A 20,522-nucleotide genomic window follows, 5' to 3' on the forward strand; every position below is an offset into this window, starting at 1 on the left:
CAAGTTCAAGAGGTGACAATGACACAAGCAAAACTACTGATCATGGCTGCGTTGGCTGCTGTCATGGCAGGCAACGTGCTGGCGCAGAAGTCTGCGTCAGAGGGCATTGCCGAATACCGGGCCATGCTGCAGGACGGTAACCCCGCAGAATTGTTTGAAGCCAAGGGCCAGGAACTCTGGAAACAGAAACGCGGTGTCAAAGCGGAATCGCTTGAAAAGTGCGATCTGGGCAAGGGCCCTGGCGTGGTCAAAGGTGCCTTTGTGGAACTGCCGCGTTATTTTGCGGATACCAAGCGGGTGCAGGATCTGGAGTCCCGTCTGCTCACCTGCATGGAAACGCTGCAGGGCTTCAATGCTGCCGAGATGGCCAAGACGCCTTTCGGCAAGGGCGAGCAAAACAACGTGACGGCGCTCGCGGCCTGGATCTCGGCTGAATCGAAGGGCATGAAATTCAACCTGCCACAGGACCATGTACAGGAAAAAACCATGTACGAAGTGGGCAAACGCCTGTTCTTCGCGCGTGGCGGCACCCATGACTTTGCCTGTGCTTCGTGCCATGGTGCGGACGACAAGCGCATCCGCTTGCAGGATCTGCCCAACCTCACCAAGCAACCGGGCGCCGGCAATGGTTTCGGTGCCTGGCCGGCTTACCGCGTCTCCAACGGGCAGTTGTGGGGCATGCAACTGCGTCTGAATGACTGCTATCGGCAGCAACGCTTTCCTTATCCCCTGTTTGGCAGCGATGCGACCATCGCACTGGGTGTCTATATGGGTGTGAACGGCAAGGGCGGCGAGTCGATCGCCCCGGCTCTCAAGCGTTAAGGAGACAGCATCATGAAAAAAACCATCAAATACCTTGTTCCTGCCCTCGCAGTCTTTCTGGCTGGCTGTGCTGTCATGCCCTCCAGTGCGGATCTGGACAAACTGGCAGCGGACATCGCCAAAGCATCGTTCCGGGACGAGGGTCAGGCCAAAGTTGATCGTCTGGTCCAGGATGATGCCAACCGTCAGTGCAGCGCCGCCGATGTGGCCGGCAAACCGCTGGATGAAAAAGTGGCCCAGGCGATAGAAGCCGCAAACATGAAAACCATCAAGTGGCCTTCGGACGGGAAATTTCTCGGCGACTGGAAAGAGGGCGAGAAAGTCGCTCAGGATGGACGCGGCATGACATGGACTGACAAGGCGGGTTCGGTCAATGGCGGCAACTGCTACAACTGCCACCAGATCAGCAAGGAGGAGATTTCCTTCGGCACGATTGGCCCCAGCCTTTACAACTACGGCAAGCTGCGCGGTGTGGCGGACCCGGCCAGCCCGGCCTCCAAGCCGATCGTGGAATATACCTGGGGAAAGATCTGGAATGCGCGCGCCTACAACGCCTGCTCGCAAATGCCGAGGGCTGGCCACAATGGCTTCCTGACCGAACAGCAGATCAAGAATGTCATGGCTCTGTTGCTGGATCCGAAATCGCCGGTCAACCAGTGATGTGAATCCGACCCAGGCTTGTCCTGGGTCTTTTTTATTGACCACTAATTCAGTAGTTGCAGATTTATGAATTTAACAAAGCGCGAATTTTTTCAGGTCCTGGGCGCGGGCACCATGGCTGGCATGGGCCTGGGCACCTACGCCGAGGCGGATGCCGCGACGGCCTCCAACGGGCTGTACGACATTCCCAAATTTGGCACTGTGTCGTTTCTGCACATGACGGATTGTCATGCCCAGCTCAAACCCATTTACTTCCGTGAGCCCAATGTCAATCTGGGCATCGGTGACATGAGGGGCAAACTGCCACATCTGGTCGGTGAGCACCTGCTCAAAGTGTCCAAAGTGCGACCCGGTACCGCAGAAGCCCACGCGCTCACCTACCTCGATTATGAAAAGGCTGCACGCCGGTACGGCAAGGTCGGCGGATTCGCGCATCTGGCGACGCTGGTCAAGCGCCTGAAGGCAAGCCGTCCCGGCGCGCTGCTGCTTGACGGCGGTGACACCTGGCAGGGTTCGGGCACCGCGCTGTGGACGAATGGCCAGGACATGGTCGATGCCTGCAAACTGCTGGGCGTGGACGTCATGACCGGTCACTGGGAGTTCACGCTGGGCATGGAGCGCGTGAAGGAAATCATCGAGAAGGACTTTGCGGGCAAGGTCGACTTTGTGGCGCAGAACGTCAAGACCAACGACTTTGGCGACCCGGTTTTCAAGCCTTATGTGATGCGTGAAATCAATGGCGTTCCCTGCGCCATCATTGGGCAGGCCTTCCCCTATACGCCGATTGCCAATCCACGCTACATGGTTGCCGACTGGGCCTTTGGCATCCAGGACGAAAACATGCAGAAGATGGTGGACGAGGTCCGTGGCAAGGGCGCGCAGGTGGTGGTGGTCCTGTCGCACAACGGCATGGACGTGGACCTGAAGATGGCCGGCCGGGTGACGGGCATCGACGCCATCATGGGCGGTCACACCCACGACGGCATGCCGGTAGCTTCACTGGTCGGCAACAAGGGCGGCAAAACCATTGTCACCAACGCCGGTTCGAACAGCAAGTTCCTGGGCGTGCTCGACTTTGATGTCAAGGACAGGAAGGTCCGCGATTTCCGCTACAAGCTGCTGCCGGTTTTTGCCAACATGCTGCCGGCTGACCGCGAGATGGATGCACTGATCACCAGGGTGCGCGCGCCGTATGAAGCCAAGCTGTCGGAGAAGCTGGCCATCACCGAAGGCACGCTGTACCGACGCGGCAACTTCAACGGCACGGGTGACCAGTTGCTGGTCGACGCGCTGATGGATGTCCAGGGGGCTGACATCGCGTTTTCACCGGGCTTCCGATGGGGCACCAGCCTGTTGCCGGGGCAGGCCATCACGCGTGAATGGATCATGGACATGACGGCCACCACCTACTCCTATGCGACCCTGACCGAGATGTCCGGGGAGACCATCAAGACCATCCTGGAGGACGTGGCCGACAACCTGTTCAACCCCGATCCCTATTACCAGCAGGGTGGCGACATGGTGCGCGTGGGCGGCCTGCAATACAGCTGCAACCCGATGGCCGGCATGGGCAAGCGCATCGACGAGATGCGCCTCAACGGCAAGCTGATCGAGGCCGACAAGAAGTACAAGGTGGCCGGCTGGGCGCCGGTGGCCGAAGAAGCCAGAAACCAGGGCAACAAGCAGATGTCAGAAGTCGTGGAAACCTGGCTCAAGTCCCAGGGGGGCAAGGTCGGCACCCGCAAGCTCAACACACCCACGCTTTCTGCCGTGTTGCCCAATCCTGGCTACGCGCCGGCGTGAACTGAACGCTTCTCCCAGCCGATGACGGGCGATGACAAGGCCGCCATCGGGCAGGACCTGCTGCGCAAGCTCACCGGCTCCATCACAAACGCCTGGGTCGCCCGGTTTGAACGCCACGGCCGCATTGTGCTATTGAATTAATAGCTGCATGCGCACGCCCATGCTGGGCTGCAGGTTTATTTGATGAAAAGAATCACGCGATGGCTACGGTGGACGGGCTCTGGTGCGGCAGGCAAGCCGCCCGGGCCATTCTTCGCCTGCGGCTACGCGTCGGACAGCTCGTCTGCCCTACCAGTCCACCAGGCTCAGCCCGACGCTGAGAACCGTCCTGCGGCGGTTGTAGTCGACCAGGCTGTCGCCGTAGCCGCTGAACAGCTGCACGTGGTAACGCAGGGCGGCGCTGTCGGCGATCGAGGTGGACGCCTTCATCCATTCCAGCCGGGCTGATCCACGGGCTTCGGATCTGAGCGAATGGCGCAGCGTCAGGCCCAGGGAGTGTGTGCGGTTGATCTGCCAGTGCCCGGCCACCTCGGCCCGGCCGATGTAATCGGAAATGCCGGGGTTTTCGTCCTGACCCGAGCGTTCGCGCACACGTTGCCAGACGCGTGCCTGCAGGTCCAGCCGGCTGTCGCCGCCGAGTTCCTTTTCGGCCGCACCCATCAGGTAGACCCGGTTCCAGCTGCGTGACTGCGGCAGACCCTGGCCGTTGGACTGGTGGTTCAGACCGAGGCCGCTGAGCCGGTACTTCCAGCCGCCGGCCAGATCGATCTGGTGCGGATAGATGTACACCAGCTCGGGCTCATGGTCGGTGGTGCGGAACGGCCGCGAAGCCGCGCTGTTGAACAGCTGCCAGTAACTTTGCTGCGTGTAGCCGAACCACAGCGAATCGATGCTGGATTCATCGTCGCCGCCCGAAACCATCAGGCCCTTGGCGATCTTTGTACGCACCGACAGCTGAAGACGGGTTTCGTTGCGCCTGAAGTTGGAGGTCGTGCTCGCCGAGTATCCTGGCGCCGGCGAGCTCGGCTGGTTGTTGACGCTGTTCGATCCCGACCACATCACGCTGATGGGGCGGTAGCCGCGCAGGCCGAAGGTGTCGCAATCGCTGCCACGCTGCAGCTCCCAGAAGCGGGACAGCTCGGAATACCTGGTGTTGCGGCAGCCGAGTTTCTTGCCATCCGGGGCCTCGGTGTTCATGGCCGGCAGCAGCAGGACCTGGGCGGACTCCTGTCCGGTGTCGGCATTGGCGGTCGCCGTGGTCAGGCTGGGCGGCGGCGTGTCGGCCGGCAATTGCGAGGCCGCCCAGCTCTTGAAGCAGGCCAGCTGCGCGGCGGCATCGCCGCTCATGGCGTGGCAGGCCTGCCAGCCCTGGCGATTGTTGCGCTCCGGCACGGTTGGCGTGACGCTGCCGGTCTGGGCCTGCACCGTGCCTGCGGCCAGCAGTGCTGCATATAACCAGGCTGCTGCAAGGCGGCTGCGTTTTGGTTGGGTGATGACTACCATCCGGAGACCCTTTCCAGCGTGAACGGTATATCGGGTGCGTCGGCCGGGGCGCTGCTGCTCATGTCCTTCCAGGTTCCGGAAATTTTTCTTCCGCAGGTCCCTTCCACCATTTTGCCGTTCCATGCCCCGGTGATGCTGATGCCATTGGAGGACTCGTCGAGGGTCAGGTGTCCGTCTTCCAGGTCGCCGGCCAGCTGCGCCTTCGCCGCGTGGCCGCCCCCGGCGGGTTGGACGGCCGTGGGCCCCAGCTCGCGGGTGACGAAGCCCGCCACACTCTCGCTGAATTCTGCGTGCCGCTCCAGGCGCAGCGTGGCGTCGGCAGGCAAGCCTGCCGGCGCTGGCGCGAACCGGACCCGCCATGTGCCGTGGATGGAAGCCGCCTTGAGTTGCGTGACGGGCGGACAGGCCGACATGCCGGGCGAGCCTGCGCGCGGTGCCTGCAGGTCCGGGTTGTTTTGACCGTTTGCCCCCGTGATGACGGCGCTGGCAGCTATAAAAACAAGAGCAGATCTGGGAAAGGTCAATGGCATGGGTATTTTCGGGGGCGGCGCCGTCTGGCTGCGGGGCTCTCGGACCTGCAAGGGCAAGGCAACCGGGGACTGTACCGCAGTCCGCCGGGAAGTCCCATTCCCGGCTGCCTTCGCCCGGGCATTTATGCCGCCATGCTTTCTGCATGAAAGCAACGTTTGTCGGCCCCAACGACGACTCCTGGACGATTCGGTGTTTACACCTACATCAAAGAGGTCCAAAGTACCTAAAGTGAAACAGTATGTAACTTCAAGTGGGTATTTTTAGTTAATTTTCAGGGAGAAAACAATGAATCGACGTTTGTGGGTTGGCGCGCTGGCGCTGTTTCTGGGGGCTGGTCAGGTGTGGGCGCAGAGCGGTCCGCTGCTTTTCGCGGTGAACGAGGGCGTGACTTACCGGGTCAACCCGGGAGCCACCGTCGAGCGTTTCAGGGAGATTTCCGAGGACCTTGGCAAATTGCTCAAGCGACCGGTCAAGGTGCAGGCGGTGACCGACTACAAGGAACTCGCGGCGGGCCTGGCCGATCAACGCTACGACCTCGCCTGGGTGCACCCGGCGCACCACGCGATCCGGGCCATGACCAAGAATGGCTACAACCTGGTTGCACTCACCAAGGGGTTTACCGAATACCGCGCGTCCTTCATGGTGCGCGGCGACTCGCCCCTGAAAGCGCTGGCGGAGCTGAAGGGCATGAAAGTGGGTGCGCCCGACGAAGATTCGATCACCTCGGTGATCATGCGGGCCACGCTGCGTGACGCCCTGGGCCCGCAGCCGCTGGAAACCACCTATGTCAAGCTGCAGGACGCCGTGCCCTTCATGGTGGAGCACGGCTTGGTCAAGGTTGGCGTCAGTGCTTCGCGTGCGGTGGTCAAGGACTGGCAGGACAAGGGTGGCAAAGTGCTGGCAAGCAGCAAACCCGTGCCGATCAAGCACCTGCTGGCCAGCGGCAAGATGTCGGCCGCCCAGCGCGCCCTGGTGACCGAGTACTTTGTCGGCCTGGATCAGAGCGCCGAGGGCAAGCGACGCCTGGAAGCCCTGAATGTGCAGGGCTTCATCGAGTTCGACCAGAACGCGCTGGTCGGCATCGGGACGTGGCTGGGGATCTGAACCCAGGGGCGGCGCCCACCCCGCTCCTTTAGCGCTCTTCGGCTGCAGCCGCGGCCGCCAGGGCGTCGGCCGATTTTTTGGCAAATTCAGCGCGCAGTGCCCTGATTTTTTCGCGCGGGTCTTCCCTGACCGTGGTCTTGTCGAGGCCCATCTCGGCAATAAAGCGGCTGGGGACGCCGGCGACGGTGTCACGCCCCTTTTTCCGCCGGCGCAGCCAGTTGACCGACAGTGTGTACTGGGCCCGGGTGATGCCGACGTACATCAAGCGCCGCTCTTCCTCGAGACGCTGCGTTATCTCGCCGGTATTGGTCCCGTCATCGTCTCCGAGCTTGAAAGGCAGCAGGCCCTCGTTCACGCCGGCCAGCACGACATGCGGCCACTCGAGTCCCTTGGCCGCGTGCAGCGTGGACAGGGTCACGACGTTCTGGTCGCCTTCGCGCTCGCTGATGGTCGACAGCAGGGCAATCGTCTGCACCACCTCCAGCATGGTCTTGGTTTCCGCGGCCACTACCGCGCCCGAGGTGTCGTCGATCTGGCCGCCGCAGCGCTGCGCCATCCAGTCGCAGAAGTCCATCACGTTGGTCCAGCGCGCGGCGGCGACGTTCTCGCTGTCCTCGCTGTCGTAGATGTGTTTTTCGTAGTCGATGTCCTTGAGCCAGGCGGTGAGAAAAGCGCGCGCATCCTCGGCGCCCACCGTGCGTCGGGCGCGGTATTCGAGGTCGTTGAGGTAGCGGCCGAATTCATGCAGCGACCCGACCGCCTTGGCCGGCAGGACGGCACTGAGGGAATTGCTGAACAGCGACTCGAACAAGCTCAGCTTGTATTGCTCGGCAAAGGTGCTCAGCGCGCCCAGCGTGGTGTGGCCAATGCCGCGTTTGGGTGTCTTGATAGCGCGGATGAAGGCCGCGTTGTTGTCGTTGTTGACCATCAGCACCATCCAGCTGCACAGGTCCTTGATTTCGGCGCGGTCGAAAAAGCTCTGCCCGCCCGAGACCTTGTAGGGGATCTGCGCCTTGCGGAAGGCCTTTTCAAACGGCTTGGCCATGTGGTTGGCGCGGTACAGCACGCAGAAGTCGCCCCACTCCTTGTGCTGGCCGCCCACCGCCTGCAGCGTGCCTTCGGCGCGCAGGCTCTGGATGCGCGCCACCACCCGTTCGGCTTCGTGCTCCTCGCTGTCGCAATCGACCACGCGCACCGGCTCGCCTTCGCCCAGTTCGCTGAACAGCGTCTTGGGGAACAGCTTGGGGTTGGGGGCAATCACGTTGTTGGCCGCGCGCAGGATGGCGCTGGTGGAGCGGTAGTTCTGCTCGAGCTTGACCACCTTGAGGCTGGGGTAGTCCAGCGGCAGCTTTTTCAGGTTGTCCAGCGTGGCGCCGCGCCAGCCGTAAATCGACTGGTCGTCGTCGCCCACGGCGGTGAAACGGCCCCTGGCACCGACCAGCAGCTTGAGCACCTCGTACTGCGTGGCATTGGTGTCCTGGTATTCGTCGACCAGCACATGGCCCATCGAGACCTGCCACTTGTCGCGCACGGCCTCATGCTCGCGCAGCAGCTTGAGCGGCAGCCCGATCAGGTCGTCAAAGTCCACGCTCTGGTAGGCCGTCAGTCGCTCTTCGTAACGCGCCATCACGCGGGCCACCAGGCGGTCTTCGTCGCTGGCCGCCTGGGCGTCGGCCTGGGCCGCATTCAGGCCGCTGTTCTTCCAGGCGCTGATGGTCCATTGCCATTGCCGTGCCGTGGCGGCGTCGGTGCTGCCGCCGGCGTCCTTCAGGATGCTGGTCACGTCGTCACTGTCCAGGATGGAAAACTGCTTCTTCAGCCCCAGCACCTCGCCGTCCTGGCGCAACATGCGCACGCCCAGCGCGTGGAAGGTGCAGATCAGCACGCCCCGGGCCGGCTGGCCGATCAGTTTTTTGGCCCGTTCGCGCATTTCCGCCGCGGCCTTGTTGGTGAAGGTGATGGCCGCGATCTCCTGCGGCGGCAAGCCGGCCTGGATCAGGCGGCCAATCTTGTGCGTGATCACCCGTGTCTTGCCGGAACCCGCACCCGCCAGCACCAGACAGGGGCCATGCATGTAGTTGACGGCTTCCTGCTGGGCGAGGTTCAGGCCGTGGGCCTGGGGCGATGCAAAGGGCGGGGGGGACGACATGCAGTGAAGAGGGGCGAACAGGAAGGGCCGAAGCAGTTGCAGCCACCCGTCACGGGGCTGGCTGAAAGATGGACGCAAGCGGGTCATCATAGCCAGTCCTCTGGGGGGCCTCTTTGGCGGTGACAATACGTCTTGTGCTAAGCATTCTCCTGGTCACCTTTCCCTTCTTCGCGCTGGTGCTGTGTGGCTATCTGGCGGCGCGGCGCGGGTTGCTGCCGCAGGCTGCGATTCCGGGCCTGAACACCTTTGTGCTGTATTTCGCGCTGCCCTGCATGTTGTACCGCTTTGGCGCGAACACGCCGGTGGCGCAGTTGCTGGACGGCGGGCTGGTGGCGGTGTACCTGCTGTGCGCGCTGATCATGGTGGCGTTCACGATCGCCGTGACGCGCAACCGGCGCATCGGCTGGAACGACGCATCGTTCGGCGCGCTGGTCGCGGCTTTCCCGAACACCGGTTTCATGGGGGTTCCCTTGCTGGTGGCGCTGCTGGGCGCGCAGGCGGCGGGGCCGGCCATCGTCACCATTGTGGTGGACCTGCTGGTGACCAGTTCGCTGTGTATTGCGCTGTCGCGGCTGGATTCAGCCGATATCCATGGCGCAGAGGTCGCGGCAAAAAACGCGCTCAAGGGTGTGGCGCTGAACCCCATGCCCTGGGCCATCCTGCTGGGCGCCCTGGCGTCGGGACTGGGGTTGGCCCTGCCGGGACCGGTGATGCAGACGGTGGCCCTGCTGGCCGATGCCGCCTCGCCGGTGGCGCTGTTCACGATAGGCGCGGTGCTGGCACGCTCGCAAATGAACAGCGTGGAAACCATTCCCGTGCGGGACTATGTGCCGGTGGCGCTGATCAAGCTGGTGCTGCACCCGCTGCTGGTCGGTCTGGTGGGCCTGGGCGCGATCCAGCTGGGGGTGCCGCTGCAACCCTTCGCCCTGACGGTGATCGTGCTGGTGGCCGCCCTGCCGAGTGCCAGCAACGTGTCGCTGCTGGCCGAACGTTTTGGCGCCAACAACGGCCGCATTGCCCGCATCATCCTGCTGTCCACGGTGCTGGCGTTTTTCACTTTTTCAGCGGCGGTGGCGCTGCTGACCTGAGAAAGCTGAAGTAGGGGCTCTTCAGTCAAGCCGGGGCCGCGGGTCCGGCTCCGCCGGCCCGCAGGCGCAGCGCCCCCTCGGGCGGGGGCAGCGACCCGCGCAGCGGCGGAGCGTGGGGGCGTTAGATCGCCAGCGGATCCACGTCGATCGCCCAACGCACCAGACTTTTGAATTCGGCCTGCCTGCGCGTCTCGTGCAGCAGCGGCTGCCAGGCCGCCAGGAAACGCTGAAGCGCCGCGCGCGAGGGGCTTTCGACCAGCATCTGGGCACGCTCGATGTTGGCCACGCGCTGGATGGTCATGGGTACGGCCGGGTAGGGCGTGACCGCCTCTATCCCGGGCAGTTGCTGCGCCTGCGCGGCCGCTGCTGCCGCATTCAGAAAACCCTGGGCCACCGCCTGGTCCCGGGCTTCTGCGCGCACCAGGGCTGAAAAGCCGAAGGGCGACATGCCGGCCGCCTCGCGCTCCTTGAGTTCCTGCGCCGCAAACGTCGGGTAGTCGTGTTTTTTCAGCGCGCCAAACAACGGGTGCTGCGGATGGAAAGTCTGCACCCACATCTCGCTGGCTTCGCCATGGTCGGCGTCGCGCCCGGCGCGCCCGGCGGCCTGCATGAGCAGGCCGAACAGGCGCTCGGGCGCGCGGAAATCGCTCGAGAACAAGGCGCCGTCGGGGTTGATGGCAGCCACCAGCGTGATGTGGCGAAAGTCGTGGCCCTTGGCTATCATCTGCGTGCCAACCAGCACATCGACCTCGCGCGCATGCACGCTGGCCAGCTGCGATTCGAGCGCGCCCTTCAGGCGCGTGGTGTCGGCGTCGATGCGTGCAATGCGCAGGGGGCTGCCGTCCGGCCGCGTGACTCCCGCCAGCAGCTCGGCGATGTGTTCCTCCAGCCTCTCCGTGCCCTTGCCCACGGGCGCGATGTCGATGTTGCCGCAGGCCGGGCAGGCGCGCGGCACCCGTTCGGTGAAGCCGCAGTGGTGGCAGCGCAGGGTACGGTCAATTTTGTGGAACACCCGGAAGGCGCTGCAATGCGGGCACTCGCTTTTCCAGCCGCAGTCGTGGCAGGCCAGCACCGGTGCGTAACCGCGGCGGTTCAGGAAAATCAGCGACTGCTCGCCGCGCGCAATGCGCTGGGCGATCGCGTCCAGCAGCGGCGGCGCGATCGTGCAGTGTTTGGGCTGGTGGTTCATGTCGACCAGCCTGACGGCCGGCAGGCTGCCTTGTTGCTCCGCGCCGCCGATTCGTTCGCTCATGGTCAGGCGCTGGTAGCGGTCCACCATGGTCGCCTGCCAGCTTTCCAGCGAAGGCGTCGCCGAACCGAGCAAAACCCGGCAAATACCGGCCGGCTTGCCTTCGTGCTCCGGCCTGGCATCGGCGCTTGCCGCCGGGGCGTCCGGCGAGCTTTCGATCATGGCGCGGTAAACCGCCAGATCCCGCGCCGAATAACGCGCGCCTTCCTGCTGCTTGTAGCTCGGGTCGTGTTCCTCGTCGACGACGATCAGGCGCAGATTGGGCAGGGACGCAAAAATCGCCATGCGGGTGCCCAGCACCAGCCGCGCCTGGCCGGCATGGGCGGCGAGCCAGCTCTTGAGGCGCTGCGCCGGTGTCAGGCCGCTGTGCAGCGCCACCACCTGGGCTTTGCCGAGGTGGGCAAATCGTTCCTCGAAACGCGCCTGCAGCTGGGGCGTCAGGTTGATTTCGGGCACCATCACCAGCACCTGGGCGCTGGCGTCGCCGGCCAGCACTTTCGCGGCGGCGCGCAGGTAGACCTCGGTTTTCCCGCTGCCGGTGGCGCCAAACAGCAGCGCCGGCCGGGTATCGGCATCAAATTCGGCAATAGCCCTTTCCTGTTCTGCGCTGAGTGCTATCAAATCAGTAGTATTCGGGGTGTCCGGCGAGGGGGCCACCGGCCGCTTGAGCCGGCGTGCCAGCTGTACGGTGCTCAGCTCGCGCAGTTGCGGCGGCAACGCGGCCAGTGCCACCTCGCCGAGCGAACGCTGGTAGTAGCTCGCGGTGAAACCGACCAGCCGCCGCCAGGTGGCTGACAGGGGCGCCAGGCCGTCCAGCGCGCCCAGCACCGCTTTGGACTGGCTTTCCGGCAGGTCGCCGCTGTCTGGCAACAACTCCCACACCACGCCCAGAACTTCGCGTTTGCCCAGCGGAACCCGCACCAGGCTTCCCGGCGGAAGCGGCCACTCGCTTCTATAGGTCAGCGGCCCGGCCACGCTGCTGTGGGCGGGGGTGGCGACAACGATGCTGAGCCAGTACCTCATTTTGGGGTGGATCGATTGGGAGAACAGAGGGGATAGTTAACCAGATAGTCCTAAGATACATTTGCGAACATCGCTGTAAGTGCTTGATTTAAAAAAGCTTTGACGGTCTTCCAAGGTTTCTGTGGATAACTTTGTTGATAGATTGCCCCGGCACGCGTCCGGGCCTTATAAATCAAGGCTTTTCTTAAATTGCCCGCAAAAAAAGCAGTTTAAAGATCCTATATGAATCAAGCACTTAGAAGCGCTATGGCTTTGATAGCGGGAGACCGACTTGTTACAGCTTCATGCGGCACCGCAGCACAAATTTTGTGAATAAGTCCGGTCTGCGGAGCCTGGATTTGTGCTAACAGGCGGCAAAACCCGCATCAATGCGGGTTTCCCGTGCGCATGCGGCGGGAATAGGCATGGACGGCGCGGACCAGCACCTCCACGTTTTCGGGCGGGGTGTGCTGGCTGATGCCGTGGCCCAGGTTGAAGATGTGGGTCGGACCGCTGCTGTGCAGGTCTGCATGCGGCTGGCCAAAACTGTCCAGCACCGCAGCCACTTCCTTCTCGATCTGCACCGGGTTGGCGAACAGCACGTTCGGGTCCAGGTTGCCCTGCAGCGCCATGCGTGCACCGACCCGAGCCCGCGCCTGGGCCAGGTTGACGGTCCAGTCCAGGCCCAGCACCTCGCAGTCGAGTCCGGCCATCTGCTCCAGCCACAGGCCGCCGCCCTTGGTGAACACCAGGCGCGGAATGACCACGCCGTCATGGCTGCGCTTGAGCTGGCTCAGCACGCGCTGGGTGTAGGCCAGGCTGAAGGTCTGGAAGGCCGCGTCGGCCAGCACACCGCCCCAGCTGTCGAAAATCATCACCGCCTGGGCGCCGGCCTCGATCTGGGCGTTCAGGTAGGCCGCCACCGCGTCGGCATTGATCGTCAGCATTTTGTGCATCAGGTCGGGGCGCTGGTACAGCATGGTCTTGACCAGGCGGTAGTCGTCCGAACCGGCCCCTTCAACCATGTAGCAGGCCAGCGTCCAGGGGCTGCCGGAAAAGCCGATCAGCGGCACGCGGCCATGGAGCGCCTTGCGGATGGAGGTGACGGCGTCGAACACATAACGCAGCTTGTCCATGTCCGGCACTTCGAGTTGGGCCACGGCCGCCTCGTCGCGCACCGGCGTCGCAAAACGCGGACCTTCGCCCAGCGCAAACGACAGGCCCAGGCCCATGGCGTCGGGCACGGTCAGGATGTCGGAAAACAGGATGGCCGCGTCCAGCGGGTAACGCTCCAGCGGCTGCAGGGTGACTTCGGTGGCGTAGTCGGGCGAGGTCGCCAGACCCATGAAACTGCCGGCCTTGGCCCGGCTGGCGCGGTATTCCGGCAGGTAACGTCCGGCCTGACGCATCAGCCAGACGGGGGTGTAATCGGTGGCCTGACGCAGGCAGGCGCGCAAAAAAGTGTCGTTTTGGAGGGGAGCAAACATGCTTGTATTGTCTCAGGTCGGGGGGGCATCCTTCGACAAGCTCAGGTCGAACGGTATTCGGTGAGCGATCGCACGGCGATGTCTTTTCAAGCAGGGGCCGCGGGACCGGCTCCGCCGGCCCGCAGGCGCAGCGCCCCCTCGGGGGGCAGCGAACCACACGAAGTGGGGAGCGTGGGGGCCTTTATCTGACCGGCAAGAACTGCAGAAACGAGGCGCCGGCCAGGCTCTGCACATAGGTGATCACGGCGCGGCGGTATTTCTCGGTCAGGACTTCGGAGAGCAGGTCGAGCCGGCCGATGACCTTGCCGAACTCGCGCTCGAAACTGAGGTTGCGTTCGCGTTCGGAGATCTCGTCGGCCAGCAGCAGGGGCTGGCCGGCCGGGTTGCGCCGTGAGGCCAGCAGCCAGACGGCCGACTCGATGTTGCGTGCGGCGTTGTAGATGTATTGCGCGTCCAGGCTGTCGACCAGGTAGAAGTCGGTCTTGCCGTTGTGTGCAACGATCAGCATGTCGGCGCTGGCATAGATGAAGGCGGCGACACGGTCGCCCTTGAAGTCGGGGCTCAGGGCCAGCGACAGGGCGGCGATGTCGCGTTTGCCCAGCAGCTCCGGCCAGGGTGTGCGGCTGTCGATGGCGCTGCGCACGCGCCGGACCGCCGCTTCGCGGCTGTCAATGCCGGTCTTGCGCCATTCGGCGGGGTTGCGCCGGTACAGCTTGTCCAGCAGGCGGTACAGGCTGCCCAGGTTGTCGCGCATGCCCAGGCTGGCCATGCGGTTCACATCCGATTGCGCCAGCTCGCCCGAGGTCAGCGGCGCCACCTGCGTCTCGCCGCGGTGGGTCGGGGCGGTCTGCAGGCAGCCGCCCAGCAGCAGCAAGGCCGGCAGACAGGACAGGGACACCAGCAGAGGCCGGCGCGGGGAAGGCATGCGGCGATTATCCCGGAGCCGCCGGATGCCACCCGCGCGGGACCCCTCAGTCGGCGGGGGGTTGCAGCAGGCCGCGCGACTGCAGCACCTTGTGATCGACCTTGATGCAGTGGTCCTGCACCACCAGCAGGCCTGCCGCTTCGGCCTGGGCGGCGGCCGCCGGATGGCGGATGCCGAGCTGCATCCAGACGGCCTTGGCGCCAATGGCGATCGCCTCCTCGACGATGGGCGGAATGTCCTCGCTGTTGCGAAAGCAGTTCACCAGGTCGATGTGTTCGTGCTGCGCCGCTTCCGTCAGGCTGGCATAGGCTTTTTCTCCGAGCACCTCGCTGACATTCGGGTTGACCGGAACGATGCGGTACCCGTGACCCTGCATGTAGCGCGCCACGTCGAAACTGGCGCGATGCGGCTTGGGCGACAGGCCCACCACCGCAATCGTGCGGCAATGGTTGAGGATGTAAGGCAGACGTTCGGCCGGCGGGACCGGGCTCACGCCGGAACTCACGCCTTGTCCTTGTATTTGATCGAGCAGCCGTAGGCCCGGCTGCTTGCCACACTGAGGGCCTTGCCGGCCAGTACTTCGTTCAAGCCCTGGCGCACATGGTTGGTCGCGGTCCGGATGTCGTCCACCCGGGCTGAAGCAATGCTGTCAATCGCCCCGGCATACACCAGCTGCCCTTGCGGGCTGATGATGTACATGTGCGGCGTGGTCCGGGCGCTGTAGAGCTGGCCGATGCTGCCCGACTCGTCCATCAGGGTGGCGCTGGCGGCCGCCTGTTTGCCCGCCATCCAGCCGGCGAGCCTGGCGGGCGCCAGGTAGTCGCTGCTGCCGGTTTCGGTCGAGTTGATGGCCAGCCAGACCACCCCTTTGCCCACCGCCTCTTTCTGCAGGCCCTGCATGTTGCCGTTGTAGTGTTTTTGCACAAAAGGGCAGCCGGGGTTGGTCCATTCCAGCACCACCAGCTTGCCCTTGTAGTCGCTGAGGTGATGGGTTTTTCCGGCTGTGTCCAGCGCTGAAAAGTCCGGCGCGGCCTGGCCGACGGCCACGGCCGCGTGGGCGGCCTGCGTGAAGGCGGCTGCCCACGGGGCGGTGACCAGCGCGCCGGAAAAAATGCGGCGATTGACAGGGTGATTCAACATGACTTGATCTCCTTCAGAAAAATGAAGTGACAGACAGGTTCTACAGCTTGGCCAGTTCGGCCCGCACATCAGCAACCGACAGAATTTCCGACAGCACCACCGGCGCGCGGCCGGGTTTGTAGATCACGTACACCGGCACGCCGTTGCGGCCCAGCTGCGCCAGCGCGGCGGTCACGGCGGGGTCGCGGCGCGTCCAGTCGGCGCGCAGCAGCACCACGTTTTTGGCATCCATGTCGGCCAATACATCGGCATCGGCCAGCGTGGTTTTCTTGTTGTACTGGCAGGTGACGCACCAGGCGGCGGTGAAATCGACAAACACGCTCTGGCCCTGGGCCGCGAGCTGGTCCACGCGGCCCGGCTCCCAGGCCTGCCAGCGCCCAGGGGCTGTTGCGGCGACGCTGGAAGTCTCCAGGGGTTTGATGACATTTTGGCCCACAGCCCAGACCCCGAAAGCGCCAAGCGCTATCGAAAGTGTAGCAGCAACAGTCCGGGTCCGGCCCCGCAGCGTCAGCGACCACAACACCAGCGCCATCAGCACCAGCAGCGCCAGCAGGGCGCCGGCGCCGTCGATGCCGCTTTGCTGGCCCAGCACCCAGACCAGCCAGGCGACGGTGGCAAACATCGGAAACGCCATCAGCTGTTTGAAGGTCACCATCCAGGCGCCCGGACGCGGCAGGGCACGCGCCACTGCCGGCACCGCACTGGCCGCCAGGTAGGGCAGGGCCATGCCCAGACCGATGGCCCCGAACACCGCCAGTGCCTGGGTCGCCGGCAGGCCCACGGCGTAACCGAGCGAGGCTCCCATGAAAGGCGCGGTGCAGGGCGAGGCAATCGCGGTGGCGAGCACGCCGGTCAGAAAGGCATTGAGCGTCGGGTTTTTAGCCTGCAGGCCGGCGACCTTTCCGGGCACAAAGCTGCCGAACTCAAACAGGCCCGCGAGGTTCAGGCCGATCAGCGTGAAAAGCACAGCCAGCGCGGCCACCACGGCCGGGCTCTGCAGCTGGAAGCCCCAGCCAAGCTGCTCGCCGGTGGCGCGCAGGCCCAGCAGCAGGGCGCCCAGCGCGAGAAAAGACAGCACCACGCCGGCCGTGTAGGCCAGCCCGCCGGCGAGCCGTGCCGCGCGACTTTTCTCCTTGGCAAAACTCATCACCTTGATGGCCAGCACCGGAAACACGCAGGGCATGAGGTTCAGGATCAGCCCGCCCAGCAGCGCACCCAGCAGGGCGGCGAGCAGCGTGAGCGGCGGCGCGCTGGGGCCGGTGGGCGCCGCGCCCAGCGCCGCATTGGCCTTGAGCGCCGCTTCCAGCGCCGGCGACATCGTGGCCGCGGCGGCCACAGCCGGCCAGTCGCCCCGGACCGGCAGCTCGATGCGGTAGGCGCTCTGGTCCAGCGCCACCACCACCGGCATCACGCGCGGGCTTTCGCTGCGCTGGCTCGAGAGCGGCAGCTGCGCGGTCCACACCGCGCCCCGCCAGGCTTGCTGCCAGGCGCCCGCGGGCTCGATCACGCTGCCGGTTTCGGGGAAAAAGTCCAGGGTTTTGCCCTGCAGGCGCGCGGGCAGACCCGCGAGCACCACCTGGATGGCTTTGGCGCTGACCTGCACCTGGCTGCCGGTTGCGGCCAGCGGCTGGGGGCTGGCGGCAAAAGCGGCGGCAAACAGGCCGCTGCTGCTGCCGGTCGAACTCCGGACCGGGATCTGCAGGGAAAAATCACCTTCCTGCGGAATACATTCCTTCTTGCAGACCAGCCAGCTGGCCTTGAGCCGGATGTCGAGGTTGGCGGCGTTGAAGCCGGGCGCCACGGTCAGCGGCACCGGCAACAGCACCGTGCCCTCGTAGCCATAGTTGGCGAGGGTGCCAATCGGTATCTTTTTCGGCGTCGGCCAGGCGATGTCGCCAGCCGTGATACCGGCTGGCAGCGTCCATTCGAGCTGCGTCGGCAGGCCGGAATCGCCGGAGTTTTTCCAGTAGGTGTGCCACTCGGGAATGTGCGCCAGCTGCAGGGCCACCCAGACCGGCTTGCCCGGCTCCACACCATCGGGCGCCCAGGCCAGCAGTTCGGCACGCACCTGGTCGGTGCTGACCACGGCATTCACCGCGGCCTTGTTCGTGAAGCTGATTTGGGCTGTGGCGCCCGTCGATAAAGCGCAGGCAGCTATCAAAAACAGAGCGGACGCGAAGCGGTGAAAAATCATGGTCATGGTGTGAGCGGCACGCTGGCCTTTAGTTCCTGGGACGGTGCCCGCGTACGGGTCCCTATTGTCGTCCGGCAGGGTCCGTGGGCAGGGCGGGCTGCGCAAACACCGCCGGAAGTTTTTTGGGTGCGCGGATGCGCAGCTGCTTGTTGACGTTTTCCTGGCCGAAGACCACCTCGATGTCGCTGACCGCCACACCGAACAGGGGCGCCAGGAAACGCAGCATGTGGTCGGTGGCCTTGCCGGCCTGCGGCGCGGCGGTCACGCTGACCTTGAGCTGGGTGCCCTTGGGTTTGCCGATCGCGTCACGGCTGGCCGACGGTTTGCCCAGGATGTTGACCACCAGCACCTCGCCGTCCCAGGCAAAAAAGGTGTCGCCGGTGGCATTTCTCGGACGCATCGAAGAAATCAGGCAGCGAAGCCGAGGACGATGCGGCGCGTGGTGGCGCTTTTTTTCTCGATTTTGGTGACCACCACCGCGCCAATCTCGGAGGTGTTGGCCACGTGGGTGCCGCCGCAGGGCTGGAAGTCGATCATGGCGTCTGCACCGGCGCCGCCTATGCGGATGGTGCGGATCTGGCCGCTGCCGCGCGGCGGCTGCACGCTCATGCTTTTGACCAGGGCCGGGTTGGCGTCGAGCTCCGCGTCGCTGATGTTGCCCACGGTCACCGGGTGCGCCGCGGCCACCAGGCGGGCAATGCCGGCGCTCAGAACGTCCTTGTCCAGAGGGTCCGTCATGTGGAAGTCCAGCCGCGCATAGTCGGGCGTGATCGAGCAGCCGTTGACCAGCTGCGGCACCAGGTGGCACAGCAAATGGGTGGTGGTGTGAAAACGCATGAGCCGGTGCCGGCGCGCCCAGTCGACGCGGGCGGTCACCACATCACCGACCTGCACGCCCAAACCAGAGAGATGCGCCTCGACAGACGCGGCCGGGTCCGGCAAGGCCGGCAGGTGGCAGATCGCCTCGGTGAACTGGCCTTCTGCGTTTTTGCCCTTGCGCGTGTCGGCGATGGGGATTTCGCGCCCATCGGCCAGCACCAGCACACCGGTGTCGCCGGCCTGGCCGCCGCCCAGCGGGTAAAACACGGTGCGGTCCAGCACCAGGCCCTGGCCGGTTACCGCGGTCACGGTTGCGCTGCATTCGGCCAGATAAGCGTCATCACGAAACAGGGTTTGTGTCATGGTTTGATAATACCGGCATGAACTCCCTCGCGCCTTCGCCCGTGATCCCTGAGCCCCGGGGCGGGGCGCGTATTGTCCTGGCCACGCTCAACGCCAAATACATCCATGCCTCGCTGGGCCTGCGCTACCTGCTGGCGAACATGGACAGGCATGGCGGCGCGGGCCTGCGCGCGCAGACACAGCTGCGCGAGTTTGTCATTGGCCAGCCCGCCACCCGCATGGTGGAAGACCTGCTGGCGCTGCAGCCCGAAGTCATCGGCCTCGGCGTGTACATCTGGAACGTGGTGGAAACCACGCAACTGGTGCGCCTGCTGAAAACCTTGCGGCCCGACATCAAGATTGTGCTGGGCGGACCCGAGGTCAGCCATGAGGTCGGGGAGCAGGAAATCTGCCGCCTGGCCGACCATGTCATCACCGGCTGGGGCGATGTGAGTTTTCCCAAGCTTTGCCGCGCGCTGCTTAAATTACCGGGTGGGGGCCCGCAGCCGCTGATGAAAGTCATTGCCGGCGAGCAGCCGCCGCTTGATGATCTGGCGCTGCCCTACCAGGACTACACGGCCGAAGACCTGGCGCAGCGCCTGCTCTATGTAGAGGCCTCGCGCGGCTGCCCGTTCAAGTGCGAATTCTGTCTGAGTTCGCTCGACAAGACCGCCTGGGCTTTCGACCTGGACAGCTTCATGGCGGAGATGGAGGCGCTGTACCGGCGCGGCGCGCGCAACTTCAAGTTTGTGGACCGCACCTTCAACCTGAAGATCGACAACTCGGTGCGCATCCTGCAGTTTTTCCTGGACCGCATCGCCGAGGCACCCGATGTGTTTGTGCATTTCGAAGTCGTGCCCGACAGCCTGCCGGACCGCCTGAAAGAGCTGATTGCGCAGTTTCCCGAGGGCGCGCTGCAGTTCGAGGTCGGCATCCAGAGCTTCAACCCCGAGGTGCAGCAACGCATCTCGCGCAAGCAGGACAACCTGAAAACCGCCGAGAACCTGCGCTGGCTGGTCACGCAAAGCCGCGCCCATGTGCATGCCGACCTGATCTTCGGCTTGCCCGGCGAGACGCTTCAGAGTTTTGCCGAGGGCTTCGATCGCCTGCACGCCCTCGCGCCGCACGAGATCCAGTTCGGTGTGCTCAAGCGCCTGCGCGGCACACCGATCACGCGGCACACGGCGCAATTTGCGATGGCCTACGACCCGCACACGCCCTACACCATCCTGCAGAACTCGACAGTGGATTTTGCGACCATGCAACGCATCAAGCGCTTTGCGCGTTACTGGGACATGGTCGCCAACTCGGGCCGGTTTGCCTTGAGCCTCGATCTGCTGCTTGCGCCCGGCTCGGCCTTCGGGCATTTCCTGGCCTTCAGCGACTGGCTCTGGCAGACCACCGGCAAGACGCACGAATTTGCGCTGGAGAAACTGGTGGACCTGCTGTTTGCGCATTTGACGCAGGTGCGTGGACTCGATGAACAAGCCGTGCGTGACGCCTTGCTGGTCGACTACCAGGCGAGCGGCGCCCGGGCCCGGCCGCGCTGCCTGGCGGATTTGCTCAGCGGTGCGCAGAAGCCGGAGGCATCCGACAAGCGCTTGACCGGGCGGCAAAACCGCCACCTGAGCCAGCAGAAAAACCTGCGCGAAGACATTCGCCAGGCCGCTGCGGCTGCCTGAACGGCAAGCGGCACAATACGGC

General features: G+C 64.5%; 17 protein-coding genes. 6 read left to right on the top strand and 11 right to left on the bottom strand.

What is annotated here, in order from left to right; translation table 11 throughout:
• Nucleotides 1-18 precede the first annotated feature (18 nt).
• The 3 genes from soxA (at nt 19) to soxB (ending at nt 3,285) form a co-directional block, all read left to right on the top strand.
• Complete coding sequence (soxA, locus tag PSV26_RS07600) at nt 19-822, top strand: sulfur oxidation c-type cytochrome SoxA (protein ID WP_300519749.1); 804 nt, start codon at nt 19-21, stop codon at nt 820-822.
• Between the two features lie 12 nt (nt 823-834).
• Nucleotides 835-1,482 (top strand): sulfur oxidation c-type cytochrome SoxX, encoded by a 648-nt coding sequence (soxX, locus tag PSV26_RS07605; protein WP_300569459.1) that lies wholly within the window; start codon nt 835-837, stop codon nt 1,480-1,482.
• 66 nt (nt 1,483-1,548) lie between these two features.
• Entirely contained in the window at nt 1,549-3,285 is a 1,737-nt protein-coding gene (gene soxB / locus PSV26_RS07610; protein ID WP_300519755.1) for a thiosulfohydrolase SoxB, read from the top strand.
• Nucleotides 3,286-3,573: 288 nt separating this feature from the next.
• Here the strand turns inward: soxB and PSV26_RS07615 are convergent, their stop codons facing one another.
• On the bottom strand, nt 3,574-4,788 hold the full coding sequence (locus tag PSV26_RS07615) for a phospholipase A (protein ID WP_300569461.1): 1,215 nt from the start codon (nt 4,786-4,788) through the stop codon (nt 3,574-3,576).
• Nucleotides 4,782-5,318: a hypothetical protein gene (locus tag PSV26_RS07620; RefSeq protein WP_300519761.1), complete on the bottom strand. Its 537-nt coding sequence runs from the start codon at nt 5,316-5,318 to the stop codon at nt 4,782-4,784. Before PSV26_RS07620 ends, PSV26_RS07615 begins: the two co-directional genes overlap by 7 nt.
• 286 nt (nt 5,319-5,604) lie before the next feature.
• On the opposite strand from PSV26_RS07620, the gene PSV26_RS07625 reads away from it, so the two are divergent.
• Entirely contained in the window at nt 5,605-6,423 is an 819-nt protein-coding gene (locus PSV26_RS07625) for a phosphate/phosphite/phosphonate ABC transporter substrate-binding protein (RefSeq protein WP_300569463.1), read from the top strand.
• Between the two features lie 28 nt (nt 6,424-6,451).
• Here the strand turns inward: PSV26_RS07625 and PSV26_RS07630 are convergent, their stop codons facing one another.
• The gene (locus PSV26_RS07630) at nt 6,452-8,572 is read right to left on the bottom strand and encodes an ATP-dependent helicase (RefSeq protein WP_300569466.1); all 2,121 of its coding nucleotides are present in this window, start codon (nt 8,570-8,572) and stop codon (nt 6,452-6,454) included.
• 134 nt (nt 8,573-8,706) lie between these two features.
• Between PSV26_RS07630 and PSV26_RS07635 the strand changes: the two genes are divergently transcribed.
• Nucleotides 8,707-9,660, top strand: coding sequence for an AEC family transporter (locus PSV26_RS07635; protein ID WP_300569469.1), 954 nt, complete (start codon nt 8,707-8,709; stop codon nt 9,658-9,660).
• Between the two features lie 121 nt (nt 9,661-9,781).
• Here PSV26_RS07635 and priA read toward each other — a convergent pair whose 3' ends face one another.
• The 8 genes from priA to PSV26_RS07675 all read right to left on the bottom strand — a co-directional run bounded on the left by priA (nt 9,782) and on the right by PSV26_RS07675 (nt 18,839).
• A complete protein-coding gene (gene priA, locus PSV26_RS07640; RefSeq protein WP_300569472.1) occupies nt 9,782-11,932 on the bottom strand; it encodes a primosomal protein N' in 2,151 nt (716 codons plus the stop codon).
• Between the two features lie 365 nt (nt 11,933-12,297).
• Complete coding sequence (hemE, locus tag PSV26_RS07645; RefSeq protein WP_300519773.1) at nt 12,298-13,398, bottom strand: uroporphyrinogen decarboxylase; 1,101 nt, start codon at nt 13,396-13,398, stop codon at nt 12,298-12,300.
• 181 nt (nt 13,399-13,579) lie between these two features.
• Nucleotides 13,580-14,323 carry a hypothetical protein gene (locus tag PSV26_RS07650; protein WP_300519776.1) on the bottom strand — a complete coding sequence of 248 codons (744 nt, stop codon included), beginning with the start codon at nt 14,321-14,323 and terminating at the stop codon, nt 13,580-13,582.
• A gap of 46 nt (nt 14,324-14,369) precedes the next feature.
• Nucleotides 14,370-14,816 (bottom strand): CoA-binding protein, encoded by a 447-nt coding sequence (locus tag PSV26_RS07655; protein ID WP_300569553.1) that lies wholly within the window; start codon nt 14,814-14,816, stop codon nt 14,370-14,372.
• A gap of 8 nt (nt 14,817-14,824) precedes the next feature.
• Complete coding sequence (locus tag PSV26_RS07660) at nt 14,825-15,463, bottom strand: thioredoxin family protein (RefSeq protein WP_300569475.1); 639 nt, start codon at nt 15,461-15,463, stop codon at nt 14,825-14,827.
• 40 nt (nt 15,464-15,503) lie between these two features.
• Complete coding sequence (locus PSV26_RS07665; protein WP_300569556.1) at nt 15,504-17,657, bottom strand: thioredoxin family protein; 2,154 nt, start codon at nt 17,655-17,657, stop codon at nt 15,504-15,506.
• A gap of 61 nt (nt 17,658-17,718) precedes the next feature.
• Nucleotides 17,719-18,057, bottom strand: a complete 339-nt coding sequence (locus tag PSV26_RS07670) for a DUF167 family protein (RefSeq protein WP_300519781.1) — start codon at nt 18,055-18,057, stop codon at nt 17,719-17,721.
• An 8-nt stretch (nt 18,058-18,065) separates the two neighbouring features.
• Nucleotides 18,066-18,839, bottom strand: coding sequence for an alanyl-tRNA editing protein (locus PSV26_RS07675; RefSeq protein ID WP_300569478.1), 774 nt, complete (start codon nt 18,837-18,839; stop codon nt 18,066-18,068).
• Between the two features lie 17 nt (nt 18,840-18,856).
• Here PSV26_RS07675 and PSV26_RS07680 point away from each other — a divergent pair, with 17 nt between their 5' ends.
• Nucleotides 18,857-20,500 (top strand): DUF4080 domain-containing protein, encoded by a 1,644-nt coding sequence (locus PSV26_RS07680; RefSeq protein ID WP_300569481.1) that lies wholly within the window; start codon nt 18,857-18,859, stop codon nt 20,498-20,500.
• The last annotated feature ends 22 nt before the right edge of the window (nt 20,501-20,522 follow it).

Source organism: Polaromonas sp. (assembly GCF_029945685.1).
Classification (GTDB): Bacteria; Pseudomonadota; Gammaproteobacteria; order Burkholderiales; family Burkholderiaceae_C; genus Polaromonas.